The following is a 17,774-nucleotide window of genomic DNA, read 5'->3' on the forward strand; positions in this document are numbered from 1 at the left end:
CGCCGGTCCCCTGAGCCGGCATGCCCGGAACCCCCTTTGTCCTCTGTTGGGAAAAAGTTCAACCAGACGCGGTCCAAGGGGTGTTCCCCCCGGAAGAACGCGGTTACCGTCCCTGAGTGTTCAGGGCACCCACGCCTCCGGGGTGACGGCGCACCCCGGCGCCCGCACGCACCGCACGACCAGCACCTGTTCCGTACGGCCCCATCCCGTTCCCGGAGGGACTTCGTGCACAGAAGCAGACTCAAACCGACTCGCACCGCCAAGCGTCCCGCCTTCCGCACCACGCTCGCCCTCGTCACCGGCCTGCTGCTGGCCGTGGGCACCCCGGCCACCGTCGCCGGCGCCCAGCCCGGCCGTCAGGTGCAGGACGCACCGGCCGCGGCCGAGGGGCAGTTCCAGCAGGTGCCGCTCGCCAAGGGCGAACCCGAGATGGGCGAGCCCATGTCGCTCGCCGTGCTCCCGGACCGCAGCGTCCTGCACACCTCCCGTGACGGCACCCTGCGCCTCACCGACGCGGGCGGCACCACCAAGGTGGCCGGCCGTCTCGACGTCTACAGCCACGACGAGGAGGGCCTCCAGGGCGTCGGGGTGGACCCCGACTTCAAGAACAACCGGGCCATCTACCTCTACTACGCCCCGCCCCTCGACACGCCCGCAGGGGACGCCCCGGAGACCGGCACCGCCGAGGACTTCGCCAAGTTCGACGGAGTCAACCGCCTCTCCCGGTTCACCCTGAACCCCAACGGCACCCTCGACCTGTCCAGCGAGAAGAAGATCCTGGACGTCGCGGCCTCCCGCGGCATCTGCTGCCACGTCGGCGGCGACATCGACTTCGACGCCGAGGGCAACCTCTACCTGTCCACCGGCGACGACTCCAACCCGTTCGCCTCCGACGGCTACACGCCGATCGACGAGCGCGACAACCGCAACCCCGCCTTCGACGCCCGCCGCAGCGCCGGCAACACCAACGACCTGCGCGGCAAGATCCTGCGCATCAAGGTCAACGAGGACGGGTCGTACGACATCCCGGAGGGCAACCTCTTCCCGCCGGGCACGGAGAAGACCCGTCCCGAGATCTACGCGATGGGCTTCCGCAACCCGTTCCGGATCAGCGTCGACGAGAAGACCGGCGTGGTCTACGTCGGCGACTACGGCCCCGACGCCGGCACCGCCAGCCCGACCCGCGGCCCGGCCGGGCAGGTCGAGTTCGCCAAGGTGACGAAGGCCGCCAACTTCGGCTGGCCGTTCTGCACCGGCGACAACGACGCCTACGTCGACTACGACTTCGCCACCGGCCAGTCCGGCGAGAAGTTCGACTGCTCCGCGCCGAAGAACACCTCCCGGCACAACACCGGCCTGGTCGACCTGCCGCCCGCCCAGCCCGCCTGGATCCCCTACGACGGCGGCTCCGTGCCCGAGTTCGGCAGCGGCTCCGAGTCCCCGATGGCGGGCCCGGTCTACCACTACGACCCGCAGCTGGAGTCGTCCGTCAAGTTCCCCGAGGAGTTCGACGGCGACTTCTTCGCCGGCGAGTTCGGGCGCCGCTGGATCAAGCGCATCGAGCAGAACGAGGACGGCTCGGTCGCGAAGATCAACGACTTCCCGTGGACCGGCACGCAGATCATGGACATGGACTTCGGCCCCGACGGCGCGCTCTACGTCCTCGACTACGGCCTCTCCTGGTTCCAGGGCGACGAGAACTCCGCGCTGTACCGCATCGAGAACGCCGAGGACGGCTTCTCGCCGATCGTCGGAGTCACCGCGGACCGCACGTCCGGCGCGGCCGGCCTGAAGGTCACGTTCACCGCCACCGCGGAGGACGCCGACTCCCCGGAGCTCACCTACGCCTGGGACTTCGGCGACGGCACGACGGGCGAGGGGCTCAACCCCACGCACAAGTACAAGAAGGTCGGCACCTACACGGCGACCTTCACCGCGAAGGACCCCGAGGGCAACACCGGTAACGCCAGCGTCCGGATCGTCGTCGGCAACACCGAGCCCAAGGTGAGGATCGACGTCCCCGGCAACGGCAGCATGGCCGCCTTCGGCGAGCCCGTGCCGTTCAAGGTGACCGTCACCGACCCCGAGGAGACGATCGACTGCTCCAAGGTCAAGGTCGCCTACAGCCTCGGCCACGACTCCCACGCCCACGAGCTCACCAGCGAGACGGGCTGTGAGGGCACCCTCACGCCGCCCCCGGGCGACGGCGGCCACGACCCCAACGCCAACATCTACGGTGTCGTCGGCGCCAGTTACACCGACGGCGGTGCAGGCGGACAGGAGGCGCTGACCGGCACGGCCCGCGCTGTCCTCCAGCCGCTGCACCGCCAGGGCGAGCACTTCACCTCGCAGTCCGGCGTCAGCGTCATCGACAAGTCCCAGGCCAACGGCGGCAAGACCGTCGGCGACATCAACGACGGCGACTGGATCTCCTTCAGCCCCTACCGCTTCGACGGGCAGAAGAAGATGACCGTACGGGCCTCCTCCGGCGGCTCCGGCGGCTACATCGAGCTGCGCACCGGCTCCCCCGAGGGCCCGCTGCACGGCTCGGCGTACATCCCGCCGACCGGCGGCTGGGAGACGTTCCAGGACGTCGACGTCCCGCTGCGGGCACTGCCGAAGAAGACCACCGAGATCTACCTGGTCTTCCGCGGCGGCGAGGGCGCCCTGTACGACGTGGACGACTTCGAGTTCTCCAAGGAGCCGTTCAAGCAGGGCAAGAAGGTGCTGGTCTTCTCCAAGACCGCCGGCTTCCGGCACGACTCCATCGAGACCGGCGTCGCCGCCCTGAAGGAACTCGGCGCCCCGGCCGGCATCTCGGTCACCGCGACCGAGGAGGCCGGACAGTTCACCACCGCCAACCTCGCCAAGTACGACGCGGTCGCCTTCCTGTCCACCACCGGTGACGTCCTCAACGCCGACCAGCAGAAGGCGTTCGAGAACTACGTCAAGAACGGCGGCGGCTACATGGGCATCCACGCCGCCGCCGACACCGAGTACGACTGGGAGTTCTACGGCGGACTCGTCGGCGCCTACTTCGCCTCGCACCCGGCCATCCAGAAGGCCACCGTGCGCGTCGAGGACCACGACCACCCGGCCACCGCGCACCTGGACGACACCTGGGAGCGCACCGACGAGTGGTACAACTACCGCACCAACCCGCGGGACAAGGCCAAGGTCCTCGCCACCCTGGACGAGACCACCTACCAGGGCGGCACCATGAAGGGCGACCACCCGATCGCCTGGTGCCAGACCTACGGCGGCGGCCGCTCCTTCTACACCGGCGGCGGCCACACCAAGGAGTCGTACGCCGACGAGGCCTTCCGCGCCCACCTGCTCGGCGGCCTCCAGTACGCCACCGGCCAGGTGAAGGCCGACTGCAAGCCGGACACGGGCTACCGGAAGATCTTCAACGGCCAGACCCTGGACGGCTGGAAGCAGGCCGGCCCCGGCAGGTTCGTCGTCAAGGACGGCGGGGTCATGGAGTCCGAGGGCGGCATGGGTCTCCTCTGGTACCAGGCCAAGGAGCTGAAGTCGTACTCGCTGAAGCTCGACTGGAAGATGCGCGGCGACGACAACTCCGGTGTCTTCGTGGGCTTCCCGGCCTCCGACGACCCGTGGTCGGCGGTCGACCGGGGCTACGAGGTCCAGATCGACGCGACGGACGCGGTGGACCGCACCACCGGTGCGATCTACACGTTCAAGGCGGCGAACATCAAGGCCCGTGACCAGGTGCTGCGCCCGCCCGGGCAGTGGAACTCCTACGAGATCAAGGTCAAGGGCGAGCGGCTCCAGGTGTTCCTGAACGGGGTGAAGATCAACGACTTCACCAACAAGGACCCGCAGCGGAGCCTGACCGACGGCTACATCGGCCTGCAGAACCACGGTCCCGACGACAAGGTGTCCTTCCGCAACATCCAGCTGAAGGAACTGCCCTCCTAGGGCCCCGAGAACGGCGGCGGGCGGGTGGACGCCGGACCCCCGCCCGCCGCCTCCCCCCTGGGCCATCAGGCCCGGAACCTTCTCCGATCTCCGGCATCCGGTCCGGCCCGGGAGGCCCTGGCGCTCACGCGCCCGGGTCTCCCCGGACGGCACATCACCCCGTCCGGGGTTCGGCGCACCGCCGGCCGAAGGGCCGGCGGTGGCCGGCGCACCGCCCTATTCGGTTCGCGTTCGACAAGGAGGCTGCCCATGTCCGCCGAACCGTCCTCCGTCCCCACCACTTCCTCTTCCGCCCCGCGTTACGGCGTCTGGCTCGTCGGAGCCCGGGGGTCCGTCGCGACCACCGCCGTCGTGGGATGCGCGGCCGTCGCCGCCGGGCTCCATCCGCCCACCGGCATGGTCACCGAGACCCCCGACTTCGCCGCGGGCGGCCTGCCCCCGCTGTCGTCGCTCGTCTTCGGCGGGCACGACACCGTCGACTGCCCGCTGCCCAAACGCGCCGAGCACCTCGCCGAGGGCGGCGTCCTCCCGCACGGCCTCCCGACCGCCGTGCACGCCGAACTCGTCGCCGCCGAACGGGAGATCAGGCCCGGAGGCCCCACCCACGGTGACGCCGACACGGGCCCGGCCCGCACCGACGACGACTGGATCGACGTCTTCGCCGCCGACATCCGTGACTTCACCGAGCGGAACCAGCTCGCCGGCACCGTCGTGGTGAACGTCGCCTCCACCGAGCCCGCGCCCGCGGACGGCGCCCTGCCGCCCAGCTCCCTCTACGCGGCCGCCGCCCTCCGCGCCGGCTGCGGCTACGTCAACTTCACCCCGTCCACCGGCCTGCACCACCCCGCGCTGGCCGAACTCGCCTCGGAGGCGGACGTGCCGTACGCGGGCCGGGACGGCAAGACCGGGCAGACCCTGCTGCGGTCCGTGCTGGGCCCGATGTTCCAGCAGCGCGCCCTAGCCGTGCGCGCCTGGTCCGGCACCAACCTCCTCGGCGGCGGCGACGGCGCCGCCCTCGCCGACCCCGCCGCGGCCGCCGCGAAGAACGCCGGCAAGGAACGCGTCCTCGCCGACACCCTCGGCGCGGCGCCGGAGGGCGAGGTGCACATCGACGACGTGCCCGCGCTGGGCGACTGGAAGACCGCCTGGGACCACATCGCCTTCGACGGCTTCCTCGGCTCCCGCATGGTCCTCCAGACCATCTGGCAGGGCTGCGACTCCGCCCTCGCCGCGCCCCTCGTCCTCGACCTGGCGCGGCTGCTGCTCCGCGCCGGACAGAAGGGCCTCACCGGGCCGCTGGGCGAACTCGGCTTCTACTTCAAGGACCCGGTCGGCGACGGCCCGGCCTCCCTGGGGGAGCAGTACACGGAGCTGAAACGCTTCGCCGCACGCCTGAGCGACATTGCGGGGGACAGCGGGGCGCGCCGATGACCCGTGCCACGGTCCCGCTCCTCACCCTCGTGGGCCAGGACACCACACCCGCGCCCCCGACCACCTCCGAGAAACCCTCCACCCCGAACCGCGCCGCCGCCTGGGCGGAACTCCTGCGTCTGCCCGCCCTGTTCACCGTCCCCGGCGACACCCTCGCCGGCGTCGCCGCGGCCGGCGGCCGGCCAGGACTCCGCGCCCTCCTCCCCATCGGCTCCTCCCTCTGCCTGTACGCGGCCGGCATGGTCCTCAACGACTGGGCCGACCGCGCCGAGGACGCCGTGGAACGGCCTGACCGCCCCCTCCCGTCCGGACGCATCCGCCCCGCCGCCGCCCTCACCGCCGCCTGCGGCCTCACCGGCGCCGGACTGCTGCTCGCCGCCCGCGCCGGCCGGCCTCGCGGGTGGCCGCCCGCTGGCGGCGACGGTCTGGGGTACGACCTGGCGCTGAAGCACACGCCGCGGGCCGGCCGCCATGGCCGCCGCCCGCGGACTGACCTGCTGATGGCGCGCGGCCGCCGGTTCCGCCCGGCGGCGGGCGCCTCCGCGGCGCTCCTCGCTGTCACACCCTCGCCGTCACCGCCGTCTCCCGGCGCGAGACCACCGGGGGCTCGGTGGCGGCCCCGCTCGCCGCCCTCGCGGCGACGGGCGCACTGACCGCTGGTCACGCACCGCCGTGTCCGACTCCCGGGCAGGGCCGGCGGGCAGCAGCGCCCCGGCCTGCCGGGCCACCGGCGGGCGGCGCCGGACCACGCCCGCCGGCGCCGTCACCGCCGCGCTGCGCGCTACGGCCGCGCGGCCGTACTTCCACGCCGCGCTCAACCCCTCACCCGCGCTCACCCAGCGCGCGGTCGGCGGCGGCATCCGCGCCACCGTCCCCCTCCAGGCGGCGCTCGCCGCCCGGTCCGGGGCGACCGCCACGTCCCTGCTGATCGCGGCGCTGGCCCCGGCGGGACGGCTGTTCGCCCGCCGGCGCGCCATGAGGAAGGTGAGCATCACATGACCGCGCACCAGCCCCCCGCGCTGCAGCTGCGCTTCGGCTACGGCACCAACGGCCTCACCGACCTCCGCCTCGACGACGCCCTCGCCCTGCTCGCCGACCTCGGCTACGAGGGCGTCGGACTGACCCTCGACCACATGCACCTCGACCCGCTCGCCCCCGACCTCGCGGCCCGCACCCGGCACGTCGCGCGCCGCCTGGACGAGCTGGGGCTCGGCGTCACCGTGGAGACCGGAGCCCGCTACGTCCTGGACCCCCGGCGCAAGCACGGCCCGTCCCTGCTCGACCCCGACCCCGACGACCGGGCACGCCGCGTGGACCTGCTGGTACGGGCGGTCCAGGTCGCGGCCGACCTCGGGGCGCACGCCGTCCACTGCTTCAGCGGCACCGTCCCCGACCACACCGACGAGGACACCGCCTGGAAACGCCTCACCGAAGCGTTCGGACCGGTGCTGGACGCCGCGTCCGCCGCCGGGGTCCCGCTCGCCGTCGAACCCGAACCCGGTCACCTCCTCGCCACCCTCGCCGACTTCCACCACCTGCGCCGCGCCCTCGGCGACCCCGGGCCGCTCGGCCTCACCCTGGACATCGGCCACTGCCAGTGCCTGGAACCCCTCGCGCCCGCCGACTGCGTCCGCGAGGCCGCGCCCTGGCTGCGCCACGTGCAGATCGAGGACATGCGCCGCGGCGTCCACGAGCATCTGCCGTTCGGCGACGGGGAGATCGACTTCCCGCCCGTCCTCGCGGCGCTCGCCGCCACCGGATACCGGGGCCTGACCGTCGTCGAACTGCCCCGGCACTCCCACGCGGGACCCCGCTTCGCCGCCCACTCGCTGCCGTACCTGCGCCGCGCCGCCCACCTCGCGGCCGAGCGCACCGCCGGCACGTCCACCGTCCCCTCCCACGGCGATCCCTCCGCCACCCCCGAAGGGAGCAGCACCCCATGACCCGCCCGCACGCAGCACCGGCCGGTCCGGACGCCGACACCACCGGCAGACCGGCCGCCCCCGGCGACGGCACCACCCCCGCCGTCACCCCGCCCGCCGACCTGCGCCGCCACCTCGCGGCCCGGCTCGACGGCGCCGCCCGCGCCTGGTTCGACCAGGCCCTGGACGAGGCCACCGCCCACCCCGGCGCCCACGGGCCCATCTCGGTGTGGGAACTGCGCCTCGCCGAGGCGGGCCGCCGCTGCGGACCCGAACACGCCGACGCCGCCCGCGTCCTCATCCTCCACGCGGCCCGCGCCGACACCGAGGCCCTGACCCGCGTCTACCACCAGGGCACCGCCGACGAACGCCGCGCCGTCCTGCACGCCCTGCCCCATCTGGTGCCCGGGCCCGAGGCGCTCCCGCTCGTCGAGGACGCCCTGCGCACCAACGACACCCGGCTGGTCGCCGCCGCCCTCGGCCCCTACGGCGCCCGCCACCTCGACGCCCACGCCTGGCGGCACGCCGTACTGAAGTGCCTGTTCACCGGCGTCGCCCTCGACCTGCTCGCGGACCTCGCCCGGCGAGCCCGCGGCGACGCCCAACTCGCCCGCATGCTCGGCGACTACGCCGCCGAACGCACCGCCGCCGGCCGCACCGTCCCGGAGGACCTGCACCGCGTCCTGGCCCTGACCGAAGCCGCCCCGGCGCACCGCGCGGACGGCCCGGACGCCCCCCACGGCAAGGAGTCCTGATGCGCATCTTCGACCCCCACATCCACATGACGTCGCGCACCACCGACGACTACGAGGCCATGTACGCCGCGGGCGTCCGCGCCGTCGTCGAACCCTCCTTCTGGCTCGGCCAGCCCCGCACCTCCCCGGCCTCCTTCTTCGACTACTTCGACTCCCTCCTCGGCTGGGAACCCTTCCGGGCCGCCCAGTACGGCATCGCCCACCACTGCACCCTCGCCCTCAACCCCAAGGAGGCGGGCGACCCGCGCTGCACGCCCGTCCTCGACGCGCTGCCCCGCTATCTGGTCAAGGACAACGTCGTCGCCGTCGGCGAGATCGGCTACGACTCCATGACCCCCGCCGAGGACACCGCGCTCGCCGCCCAGCTCCAGATGGCCGCCGACCACGGGCTGCCCGCGCTGGTGCACACCCCGCACCGCGACAAGCTCGCCGGACTGCGCCGCACCCTCGACGTGGTCCGCGAGTCCGCGCTGCCGGTGGAGCGGGTGCTGATCGACCACCTCAACGAGACCACCGTCAAGGAGGCCAAGGACAGCGGCGCCTGGCTCGGCTTCTCCGTCTATCCCGACACCAAGATGGACGAGGAGCGGATGGTCGCCATCCTGCGCGCCTACGGCCCCGAGCAGGTGCTGGTGAACTCCGCCGCCGACTGGGGGAGGAGCGACCCGCTGAAGACCCGCAAGGTCGCCGACCTGATGCTCGCCGAAGGGTTCACCGAGGACGACGTCGACCGCGTGCTGTGGCGCAACCCGGTCGCCTTCTACGGCCTCGGCGGCCGCCTCACCCTCGACGTGGCCGCCCCCGAGGCCACCCACGAGGGCAACTCCATCCTGCGCGGCCAGCCCAGAGACGAACCGGCACCGGACACCGCCGACGCCACGGGGGCGTGAGCCATGCGCTTCCGCCACCCCGACGGGTCCACCGTCCACCTCGCCTACTGCACCAACGTCCACCCCGCCGAGACCCTCGACGGCGTCCTCGCCCAGCTCCGCGACCACTGCGAGCCCGTCCGCCGGCGTCTCGGCCGGGACCGGCTCGGCATAGGCCTGTGGCTGGCCAAGGACGCCGCCCGCGCCCTCGTCACCGACCCCGCCGCCCTCCGTAACCTCCGCTGCGAACTGGAGCGGCGCGGCCTCGAGGTCGTCACCCTCAACGGCTTCCCCTACGAGGGCTTCGGCGCCGAGGAGGTCAAGTACCGCGTCTACAAACCCGACTGGGCCGACCCCGAACGCCTGGAGCACACCGCCGCCCTCGCCCGCGTGCTCGCCGGACTGCTCCCCGACGACGTCACCGAGGGCAGCATCTCCACCCTGCCGCTCGCCTGGCGCACCGCCTACGACGACGAGCGCGCCGAGTCCGCCCGCACCGCGCTGCGCACCCTGGCCGAACGCCTCGACGCGCTCGAGGAGCTCACCGGACGCTCCGTCCGCGTCGCCCTCGAACCCGAACCGGGCTGCGTCGTCGAGACCACCCGCGACGCCATCGCCCCGCTCACCGCGGTCGGCCACGACCGCATCGGCATCTGCGTCGACACCTGCCACCTCGCCACCTCCTTCGAAGAACCCGGCACCGCCCTGGACGACCTCGCCCGGGCCGGCGTCCCCGTCGTCAAGTCCCAGCTGTCCGCCGCCCTGCACGCCGAACAGCCGCACCTCCCCGAGGTCCGCGAGGCCCTCGCCGCCTTCGCCGAACCCCGCTTCCTGCACCAGACCCGCACCCGCACGGCCGCCGGACTGCGCGGCACCGACGACCTCGACGAGGCCCTCACCGGCGACGCCCTGCCCGACGCGGGCCCCTGGCGCTCCCACTTCCACGTCCCGCTGCACGCGGCCCCCGCCGCGCCCCTCACCTCCACGCTGCCCGTCCTCACCTCCGTGCTGACCCGGCTGGTCGGCGGGCCGCATCCGCTCACCCGCCACCTCGAGGTGGAGACCTACACCTGGCAGGCGCTCCCGCCCGAACTGCGCCCCCGTGGCCGCGCCCAGCTCGCCGACGGCATCGCCGCCGAACTCACCCTGGCCCGCGACCTGCTGACGGACCTCGGCCTGAAGGAACTCCCATGACCGACCCCACCCCGCTGCTCGTCCTGGACGTCGTGGGTCTCACCCCCCGTCTGCTCGACCACATGCCCCACCTCAAGACCCTCGGGCAGTCCGGCTCCCGCGCCCCGCTCGGCACCGTGCTGCCCGCCGTCACCTGCGCCGCCCAGTCCACCTTCCTCACCGGCACCATGCCCTCCGAGCACGGCATCGTCGGCAACGGCTGGTACTTCCGGGAGCTCGGCGACGTCCTGCTGTGGCGGCAGCACAACGGCCTGGTCTCCGGCGACAAGCTGTGGGACGCCGCCCGCCGCGCCCACCCCGGCTACACCGTCGCCAACATCTGCTGGTGGTACGCCATGGGCGCGGACACCGACATCACCGTCACCCCCCGCCCCGTCTACTACGCCGACGGCCGCAAGGAACCCGACTGCTACACCCGGCCGCCCGCCCTCCACGACGAACTCACCGAGAAGTTCGGCACGTTCCCCCTGTTCCACTTCTGGGGACCCGGCGCCGACCTGGTGTCCAGCCAATGGATCATCGACGCCACCCGCCACATCATGAGCACCCGGCGCCCCGACCTGACCCTCTGCTACCTCCCTCACCTCGACTACGACCTGCAGCGCTTCGGCCCCGACGACCCGCGCTCCCTGAAGGCCGCCGCCGACCTCGACGCGGCCCTCGCCCCCCTGCTGGACGACGCCCGCGCCGAGGGACGCACCGTCGTCGCCCTCTCCGAGTACGGCATCACCCGCGTGAACCGGTCCGTGGACATCAACCGCGCCCTGCGCCGCGCCGGCCTGCTGGAGGTCCACACGCAGGACGGCATGGAGTACCTCGACCCGATGGCCTCCCGCGCCTTCGCCGTCGCCGACCACCAGATCGCCCACGTCTACGTGCGCCGCCCCGAGGACCTCGACGCCACCCGCGAGGCCCTCGACGGACTGCCCGGCATCGAGCAGCTCCTCGACGACGAGGGCAAGAAGGCCCACCACCTCGACCATCCGCGCGCCGGCGAACTCGTCGCCGTCGCCGAACCCGACGCCTGGTTCACGTACTACTACTGGCTCGACGACGACCGCGCGCCCGACTTCGCGCAGCTCGTCGAGATCCACCGCAAACCCGGCTACGACCCGGTCGAGCTGTTCATGGACCCCCACGACCCCTACGTCAAGGTCAAGGCGGCCGGCGCGCTGGCGCGCAAGAAGCTCGGCATGCGCTACCGCATGGCGGTCGTGCCCCTCGACGCCTCACCTATTCGCGGCAGCCACGGCCGCCTCCCCGCGAGCGACGACGACGGTCCGCTCCTCATCTGCTCCACCCCCTGCGCTGTCGGCGACCGCGTCGCGGCCACCGACGTCAAGCAACTCCTGCTCCGGCTCGCCGGACTCGGCTGACACCGCACGGCACCACGCCCGCCGACATCCGACTACCGAGAGTGAAACACACGGCACTGACAACGGCCGGTCCCGCAGCCGCCGGGACCGGCCACGACCGAGAAGGCAGGCACCCGTGACCTCGTACTCCGACCCCTCCACCACCACCGGCGCCGACGCCGCCGCGCTCACCGACACACCGGACGAGGCGCTGCGCCGGAGCCTCGGCGTGGGCCGCCGCCGCTTCCTCAGCACCTGCACCGCCGTCGCGGCCGGCGCCGTCGCCGCCCCCGTCTTCGGCGCCGCCCCGGCCCTGGCGCACGGCAGAGACCACGGGCACGGGAACGACCACGGCCGCGGCCAGGTGCTCGTCCCGCCGCACAAGCGCGGCATCATCCTCTACACCGTCCGTGACGCCACCGCCCGCGACCCGCTCGCCAGTGACCTGCCGTCCGGCTTCCGCGAGGTGTTCAAGCAGCTCGCCCGGCACGGCTACCGCCAGGTCGAGTTCGCCGGCTACAACCAGCACGCGAACGCGCCCGGCGGCGCGAGCCTGGAGTCGGTCGAGGGCGCCCGGCTGCTGCGCGCCTGGCTCGACGAGTACGGGCTGCGCGCCCAGGGCAACCACGGATTCATCCCGTCGTCCTGGCCGCTGACCGCCGCCGACAAGGACACCTTCAAGAAGCACCTGGAGATCGCCAACATCCTCGGCATGGACCACATGGGCACCGGCGGCGACCCCACCGGCAGTTCCTACCGCGCCGACTGGGACGTGGCCGCCGACAAGTGGAACGCGCTCGGCGAGATCGCCCGCCGTGAGGGCATCAAGCTCTACACCCACAACCACGACAGCGCGTACGGCTTCCTGCTCGACCAGGGCCCGCTGGACGACCAGGGCCGGCCGACCCGCAGCTCCGGCATCCGGAAGCTGGAGTACTTCCTGAAGATCACCGACCCCAAGGTGGTCTGGCTGGAGATGGACATCTTCTGGGCGCACGTCGCCCAGTACAAGTTCCACACCTACACCGCGCCCGACGGCTCCACCCGCAGGAACGTCTTCGACCCGGCGGGCCTGGTCAAGCGGTACAACAAGCGCTACCCGCTGTTCCACGCCAAGGACGGCGTCGTCGACACCACCAACGGCATGGGCTGGGACATGGTGCCGTTCGGCACCGGCGACATCGACTACACGACGTTCTTCTCCCGCGTCGGGCTGAGCAACTACCGCAATCCGATGGTGGAGGACGACAACTCCCCGAGCGCCACCGACCCCGCGCAGTCGCTGCGCGAGGCCAAGATCAGCTACGACGGAATGGCGGCCCTGCGCCGGCGCCGCTGACCGCGTGACGACGGACCGGGCGGCCCTTCCCCCGCGGGAAGGGCCGCCCGGTCCGTGCCGTACGGGACGTCTTCCTCAACCCTCCCCGAGCGGACGCGGGTTGGGCGTCACCTTCTTGTTCTTCGGGCGCCCCGGCGGGGTCAGGAACAGCGCCACGACCCCGGCGAACAGCGAGATGCTGCCTGCCAGCGAGAAGGCGCCGTTGTAGCCCCACGCGGCCACGACCAGGGACCCCATGCCCGCTCCGAGACCGGAGACCAGCTTCGAGCTGTACACCATCCCGTAGTTGGTGGCGTTGTTGTTCTCCCCGAAGTAGTCCGCCGTCAGCGCCGCGAACATCGGGAAGATGGCGCCGCCGCCGAAGCCGGAGATGGCGGAGAAGCACAGGAACAGCGGCAGGTTCTTGATCTCCGCCGACCAGATGATGCCGAACTGGGCGAGGCCCAGGATCACGCACACGTACAGCAGACACCGCTTGCGGCCGTACAGGTCGGACAGCCAGCCGATCACGCCGCGCCCGGTGCCGTTGACGATCGCCTTCAGTGACATCGCGGTGGCCACGATGCCGGCCGCGAAGCCCGCCTCCTCACCGATGTCGACCTGGAACGCGATGCCGAAGATGTTCACGCCCGAGGTGCAGGCGAGACAGAACCACATCAGCGCCACCCGGCCGGTCCGCCACGCCTCCATCGGGGAGTACTGCTTCACGGCGGGCGGGTTCTTCTCGAGCGAACGGCGGGCGCGCGGGTCGTCCGGCGGGTTCAGCGGGTCGACCGAGTCCGGCCACCAGTTCTTCGGCGGGTCCCGGAAGTAGAAGCCGGCCACGGCCACCACTCCGGCCAGCAGCACACCCGAGGAGACCAGCACCCAGCGGAAGTTGGAGCCGTCCATGTAGCCGTGGAAGATGAAGACGAACGGCACCGAACCGTACGCGAAACCGCCGTTGACGAAGCCGGTCTTGCCGCCCTTGCGCTCCGGGTACCACTTGCCGACCATGTTGACGCAGGTCGCGTACACCATGCCCGCGCCCATGCCGCTGAACACGCCGAACCCGAGGAACGCCAGGGCGACATGCGGCGCGAACGCCAGGGAGAGGTAGCCGAGCAGCGTGCCGACCGAGCCGAGCATCATCGCCCACCGCGCGGGCAGCTTGCCGTTCTCGCGCAGCCGCCCCGCCGGGAAGGCGACCGCGGCCTGGCAGAACACCCAGGCGGTCATCATCCAGTAGATGCTGCCGCTGGACCAGTGGTGGGCCTCGTGGAGCGTGTTCTCCGCGGACGCGAACGCGTACTCGGCGGAGGAGATGCCCATCATGCCGACCCAGGGCAGGATCACCATCCACTTGCGTTTGCGGCCCATGATGTCGATGTCGGTCTCACCGACGCGGTAGACCCGCCCGTTCCTGTCGGTCACCTCCCGGTAGGGGACGACCCGTGTGACATCCGTGGTTGTCATGGAAAATGCACCCCTTGCGTCGAAAGAACTGGCCAGCGCCCCCTGTCCCGTGCCTTTCGTGCGCGCCCGGGTCCCGGGGCCGGCCGGCGCGCACCCGCCGGCCGGCCCCCCGGTCCAGTCACCTCATGAGCCGCCCCCCATCAGCGCGGCCGCCCGCGCCCAGCGGTACTTGGCGCCGAGCACGGCCACCGGCTTCTCGGTCGTGTACGGGTAGGCCACGACCCCGTGCTCGAAGAGGTACTGGCAGGCCTCCTCGACCTCGACGTCACCGGCGAGGGAGGCCACCACGGGCTTGGAGACCCCCCGCTCGCGGAACTCCGCCACCACCCGCGCGGTGAGTTCGGCGAACACCATGGGCGGCGTGACGATCGTGTGCCAGTAGCCCAGCACCAGCGCGTGGATGCGCGGGTGCTCGAGCCCCAGCCGGATCGTCGCCTCGTACGTCGACGGCGGCTCGCCCCCGGTGATGTCCACCGGGTTGCCGGCCGCGCCGAACGGCGGGATGAACTCCCGGAAGGCGGCGTCCAGATCGGGCGGGATCTCCATCAGCGACAGCCCGTTGTCCGTGACCGCGTCCGACAGCAGCACCCCGCTGCCGCCCGCCCCCGTGATGATCACGACGTTGTCGCCCTGCGGGGTGGGCAGCACGGGCAGGGCCCGCGCGTACTCCAGCATGTCGTTCAGCCCCGGCGCCCGGATCACTCCGGCCTGCCGCAGGATGTCGTCGTACACGGCGTCGTCGCCCGCGAGCGCCCCCGTGTGCGAGCCGGCCGCCTTGGCGCCCGCGGCCGTACGGCCCGCCTTCAGCACGACCACCGGCTTCTTCGGCACGGTCGCCCGCGCCGCCTCGACGAACGCGCGCCCGTCCTTGAGGTCCTCCAGGTGCATCGCGATGCACTCGGTGTGCGGATCCTCCCCGAACCAGGTCAGCAGGTCGTCCTCGTCCAGGTCCGACTTGTTGCCGAGCCCCACGATCGCCGACACACCCGTCTTCGTGGTCCGCGCGAAGCCCAGGATCGCCATGCCGATGCCGCCCGACTGACTGGTCAGCGCCACCCCGCCCTTGACGTCGTACGGCGTGCAGAACGTGGCGCACAGGTCCTGCCAGGTGGAGTAGTAGCCGTAGATGTTCGGCCCGAGCAGCCGGACGCCGTGCCGTTCGGCGATCGCCACGATCTCCGCCTGGAGTTCGTGCTCGCCGGTCTCCGCGAACCCGGACGGGATGAGGACGGCGTTGGGAATCCCCCTGCGCCCCACCTCCTCCAGTGCCGAGGCCACGAACTTGGCGGGTATCGCGAAGACCGCCACATCCACCTCGCCGGGAACGTCCGTGACACTCTTGTACGCCTTGCGGCCCACGATGTCATCGGCCTTGGGGTTCACCGGGTGGATCTCCCCGGCGAAACCTCCGTCGACGAGGTTGCGCATCACCGAGTTGCCGATCTTGCCGGGCTCGTTGGACGCGCCGATCACCGCCACCGACCGCGGCTGCATCAGCCGGCGCATGGAGGTGAGGATCTCCTCCCTCGAGTACCGGCGGCGCTCCTTCGGCGTCTCCGTGGAGAGGATCACCCGGATGTCCGCGGCGACCGCGCCCTCCGGCGTCGCGATCACCGGGTTGAGGTCCACCTCGGCGATCTCCGGGAAGTCCGTGACCAGTTCGGACACCCGCCGGATCTGCTCGGCGACCGCCCACCGGTCCACGCCCGCCCGGCCGCGCACCCCGCTGAGGATCTCCGCCGACCGGATCGAGTCCAGCATCGACAGCGCCTCGTCGGCGTCCACCGGCGCCAGCCGGAACGTGACGTCCTTCAGCACCTCGACGAGCACCCCGCCGAGTCCGAACGCCACCACCTTCCCGAACGTCGGGTCGGTGACCGCGCCGACGATGACCTCCTGCCCCTGCGGCAGCAGTTCCTGCACCTGCACGCCCTCGATACGCGCCTGAGGGTCGTACGCCCGCGCCTTCTCCACGATCCGGCAGAACGCCGCCCGCACGTCCGCCGCGCCCTCCACCCCGACGACCACACCGCCGGCGTCGGTCTTGTGCAGGATGTCCGGCGACACGATCTTCATCACCACGGGCCCGCCGAACCGGGCCGCCGCGGCCACCGCCTCGTCGACGTCCCGCGCCAGCTCCTCGCCGGGCACGGCGATGCCGTACGCGTCGGCGATCACCTTGCCCTCGGGCGCGGTCAGCGAGGTCCGTCCCCCGGCGCGCACCGCGTCCAGCAGCGCCCGCACCTTCACCGTGCGGTCCTCGGCCATCACGTCAGATCACCCCGTTCGACTTGAGCAGGCGCAACTCCTCGTCGCCGAGACCGAGTTCGCCGACGTAGACCTCTTCGTTGTGCTCACCCAGCAGCGGGGAGGCGACCACCTCCACGGGGGAGTCGGACAGCTTCAGCGGGCTGCCGACGGTGACGAACTCGCCGCGCTCGGGGTGCGGGACGGTCACCACCATCTCGTTGGCGACCAGCGAGTCGTCCTCGATGATCTCCTTGGTGGACAGGATCGGCCCGCACGGGATGTTGTGCGCGTTGAGCTTCTCCAGCACCTCCCACTTGGGCAGCGTCGAGGACCACTCCTCGATCAGCTGGAACATCTTGCCCAGCTTCGGCAGCCGCGCCTCCGGCGTCGCCCACTCGGGGTCGTCGGCCAGCTCCGGCCGGCCGATCAGCTCGCTGACCGGCTTCCAGCCGACGGGCTGCACGATGACGTACACGTAGTCGTTCGGGCCGCCCGGCGCGCACCTCACCGCCCAGCCGGGCTGCCCGCCGCCGGACGCGTTGCCGGAGCGGGGGACCTCGTCGCCGAAGTCCTCGTTGGGGTACTCGGCGAGCGGGCCGTGCGCCAGGCGCTGCTGGTCGCGCAGCTTCACCCGGCACAGGTTCAGCACCGCGTGCTGCATCGCCACGTTCACCCGCTGCCCGCGCCCGGTGCGCTCCCGCTGGAACAGCGCGGCGAGGATGCCGGCCACCGCGTGCACACCCGTGCCCGAGTCGCCGATCTGCGCGCCCGTCGCCAGCGGCGGACCGTCCTCGAAACCGGTCGTCGACATCGACCCGCCCATCGCCTGCGCGACGACCTCGTACGCCTTGAAGTTGGTGTACGGCCCCTCGCCGAACCCCTTGATGGAGGCGTAGACGAGCCGCGGGTTGATCTCCTTGATGCGGTCCCAGGTGAACCCCATCCGGTCGACGGCGCCCGGCCCGAAGTTCTCGACCATGACGTCCGAGCGCCGGATCAGCTCGGTGAGGATCTCCTTGCCGCGCTCGGTCTTGGTGTTCAGGGTGATGCTCCGCTTGTTGCAGTTGAGCATCGTGAAGTAGAGCGAGTCGACGTCCGGCAGGTCGCGCAGCTGCCTGCGCGTGATGTCACCGGCGGGCGCCTCCAGCTTGACGACGTCCGCGCCGAGCCAGGCCAGCAGCTGGGTCGCGGAGGGGCCCGACTGGACGTGGGTCATGTCCAGGACGCGGATGCCCTCGAGTGCCTTCGCGGTCATGGGCGTG

13 protein-coding genes are annotated in these 17,774 nt (G+C 72.0%); 10 read left to right on the forward strand and 3 right to left on the reverse strand.

The window, feature by feature from the left end:
* Nucleotides 1–225: 225 nt before the first annotated feature.
* From AY578_RS27895 to AY578_RS27935, 10 genes are all read left to right on the forward strand, one after another.
* On the forward strand, nt 226–3,942 hold the full coding sequence (locus AY578_RS27895; protein ID WP_258905954.1) for a ThuA domain-containing protein: 3,717 nt from the start codon (nt 226–228) through the stop codon (nt 3,940–3,942).
* Between the two features lie 249 nt (nt 3,943–4,191).
* On the forward strand, nt 4,192–5,373 hold the full coding sequence (locus tag AY578_RS27900; protein ID WP_258905955.1) for an inositol-3-phosphate synthase: 1,182 nt from the start codon (nt 4,192–4,194) through the stop codon (nt 5,371–5,373).
* Nucleotides 5,370–6,026, forward strand: coding sequence for a UbiA family prenyltransferase (locus tag AY578_RS33920; RefSeq protein ID WP_337663100.1), 657 nt, complete (start codon nt 5,370–5,372; stop codon nt 6,024–6,026). Before AY578_RS27900 ends, AY578_RS33920 begins: the two co-directional genes overlap by 4 nt.
* 19 nt (nt 6,027–6,045) lie before the next feature.
* A complete protein-coding gene (locus AY578_RS33925; protein ID WP_337663101.1) occupies nt 6,046–6,372 on the forward strand; it encodes a UbiA prenyltransferase family protein in 327 nt (108 codons plus the stop codon).
* On the forward strand, nt 6,369–7,316 hold the full coding sequence (locus AY578_RS27910; RefSeq protein WP_258905956.1) for a sugar phosphate isomerase/epimerase family protein: 948 nt from the start codon (nt 6,369–6,371) through the stop codon (nt 7,314–7,316). Before AY578_RS33925 ends, AY578_RS27910 begins: the two co-directional genes overlap by 4 nt.
* Nucleotides 7,313–8,050 carry an EboA domain-containing protein gene (locus AY578_RS27915; RefSeq protein ID WP_258905957.1) on the forward strand — a complete coding sequence of 246 codons (738 nt, stop codon included), beginning with the start codon at nt 7,313–7,315 and terminating at the stop codon, nt 8,048–8,050. Before AY578_RS27910 ends, AY578_RS27915 begins: the two co-directional genes overlap by 4 nt.
* Nucleotides 8,050–8,940: a TatD family hydrolase gene (locus AY578_RS27920; RefSeq protein WP_028961414.1), complete on the forward strand. Its 891-nt coding sequence runs from the start codon at nt 8,050–8,052 to the stop codon at nt 8,938–8,940. Before AY578_RS27915 ends, AY578_RS27920 begins: the two co-directional genes overlap by 1 nt.
* Nucleotides 8,941–8,943: 3 nt before the next feature.
* Nucleotides 8,944–10,113, forward strand: coding sequence for a metabolite traffic protein EboE (gene eboE / locus AY578_RS27925; RefSeq protein ID WP_019521702.1), 1,170 nt, complete (start codon nt 8,944–8,946; stop codon nt 10,111–10,113).
* Nucleotides 10,110–11,489, forward strand: coding sequence for an alkaline phosphatase family protein (locus AY578_RS27930; RefSeq protein ID WP_215187742.1), 1,380 nt, complete (start codon nt 10,110–10,112; stop codon nt 11,487–11,489). Before eboE ends, AY578_RS27930 begins: the two co-directional genes overlap by 4 nt.
* Nucleotides 11,490–11,604: 115 nt before the next feature.
* Complete coding sequence (locus AY578_RS27935; RefSeq protein ID WP_370878984.1) at nt 11,605–12,807, forward strand: sugar phosphate isomerase/epimerase family protein; 1,203 nt, start codon at nt 11,605–11,607, stop codon at nt 12,805–12,807.
* A gap of 75 nt (nt 12,808–12,882) precedes the next feature.
* Here the strand turns inward: AY578_RS27935 and AY578_RS27940 are convergent, their stop codons facing one another.
* From AY578_RS27940 to frc, 3 genes are all read right to left on the reverse strand, one after another.
* Complete coding sequence (locus tag AY578_RS27940) at nt 12,883–14,262, reverse strand: OFA family MFS transporter (RefSeq protein WP_026243339.1); 1,380 nt, start codon at nt 14,260–14,262, stop codon at nt 12,883–12,885.
* Between the two features lie 123 nt (nt 14,263–14,385).
* Nucleotides 14,386–16,530, reverse strand: a complete 2,145-nt coding sequence (locus AY578_RS27945) for an acetate--CoA ligase family protein (protein ID WP_258905961.1) — start codon at nt 16,528–16,530, stop codon at nt 14,386–14,388.
* Nucleotides 16,531–16,534: 4 nt separating this feature from the next.
* Entirely contained in the window at nt 16,535–17,767 is a 1,233-nt protein-coding gene (gene frc / locus AY578_RS27950; protein ID WP_019521697.1) for a formyl-CoA transferase, read from the reverse strand.
* Nucleotides 17,768–17,774: the final 7 nt, after the last annotated feature.

The organism is Streptomyces thermocarboxydus, assembly GCF_024760485.1.
Taxonomy (GTDB): Bacteria; Actinomycetota; Actinomycetes; order Streptomycetales; family Streptomycetaceae; genus Streptomyces; species Streptomyces cellulosae.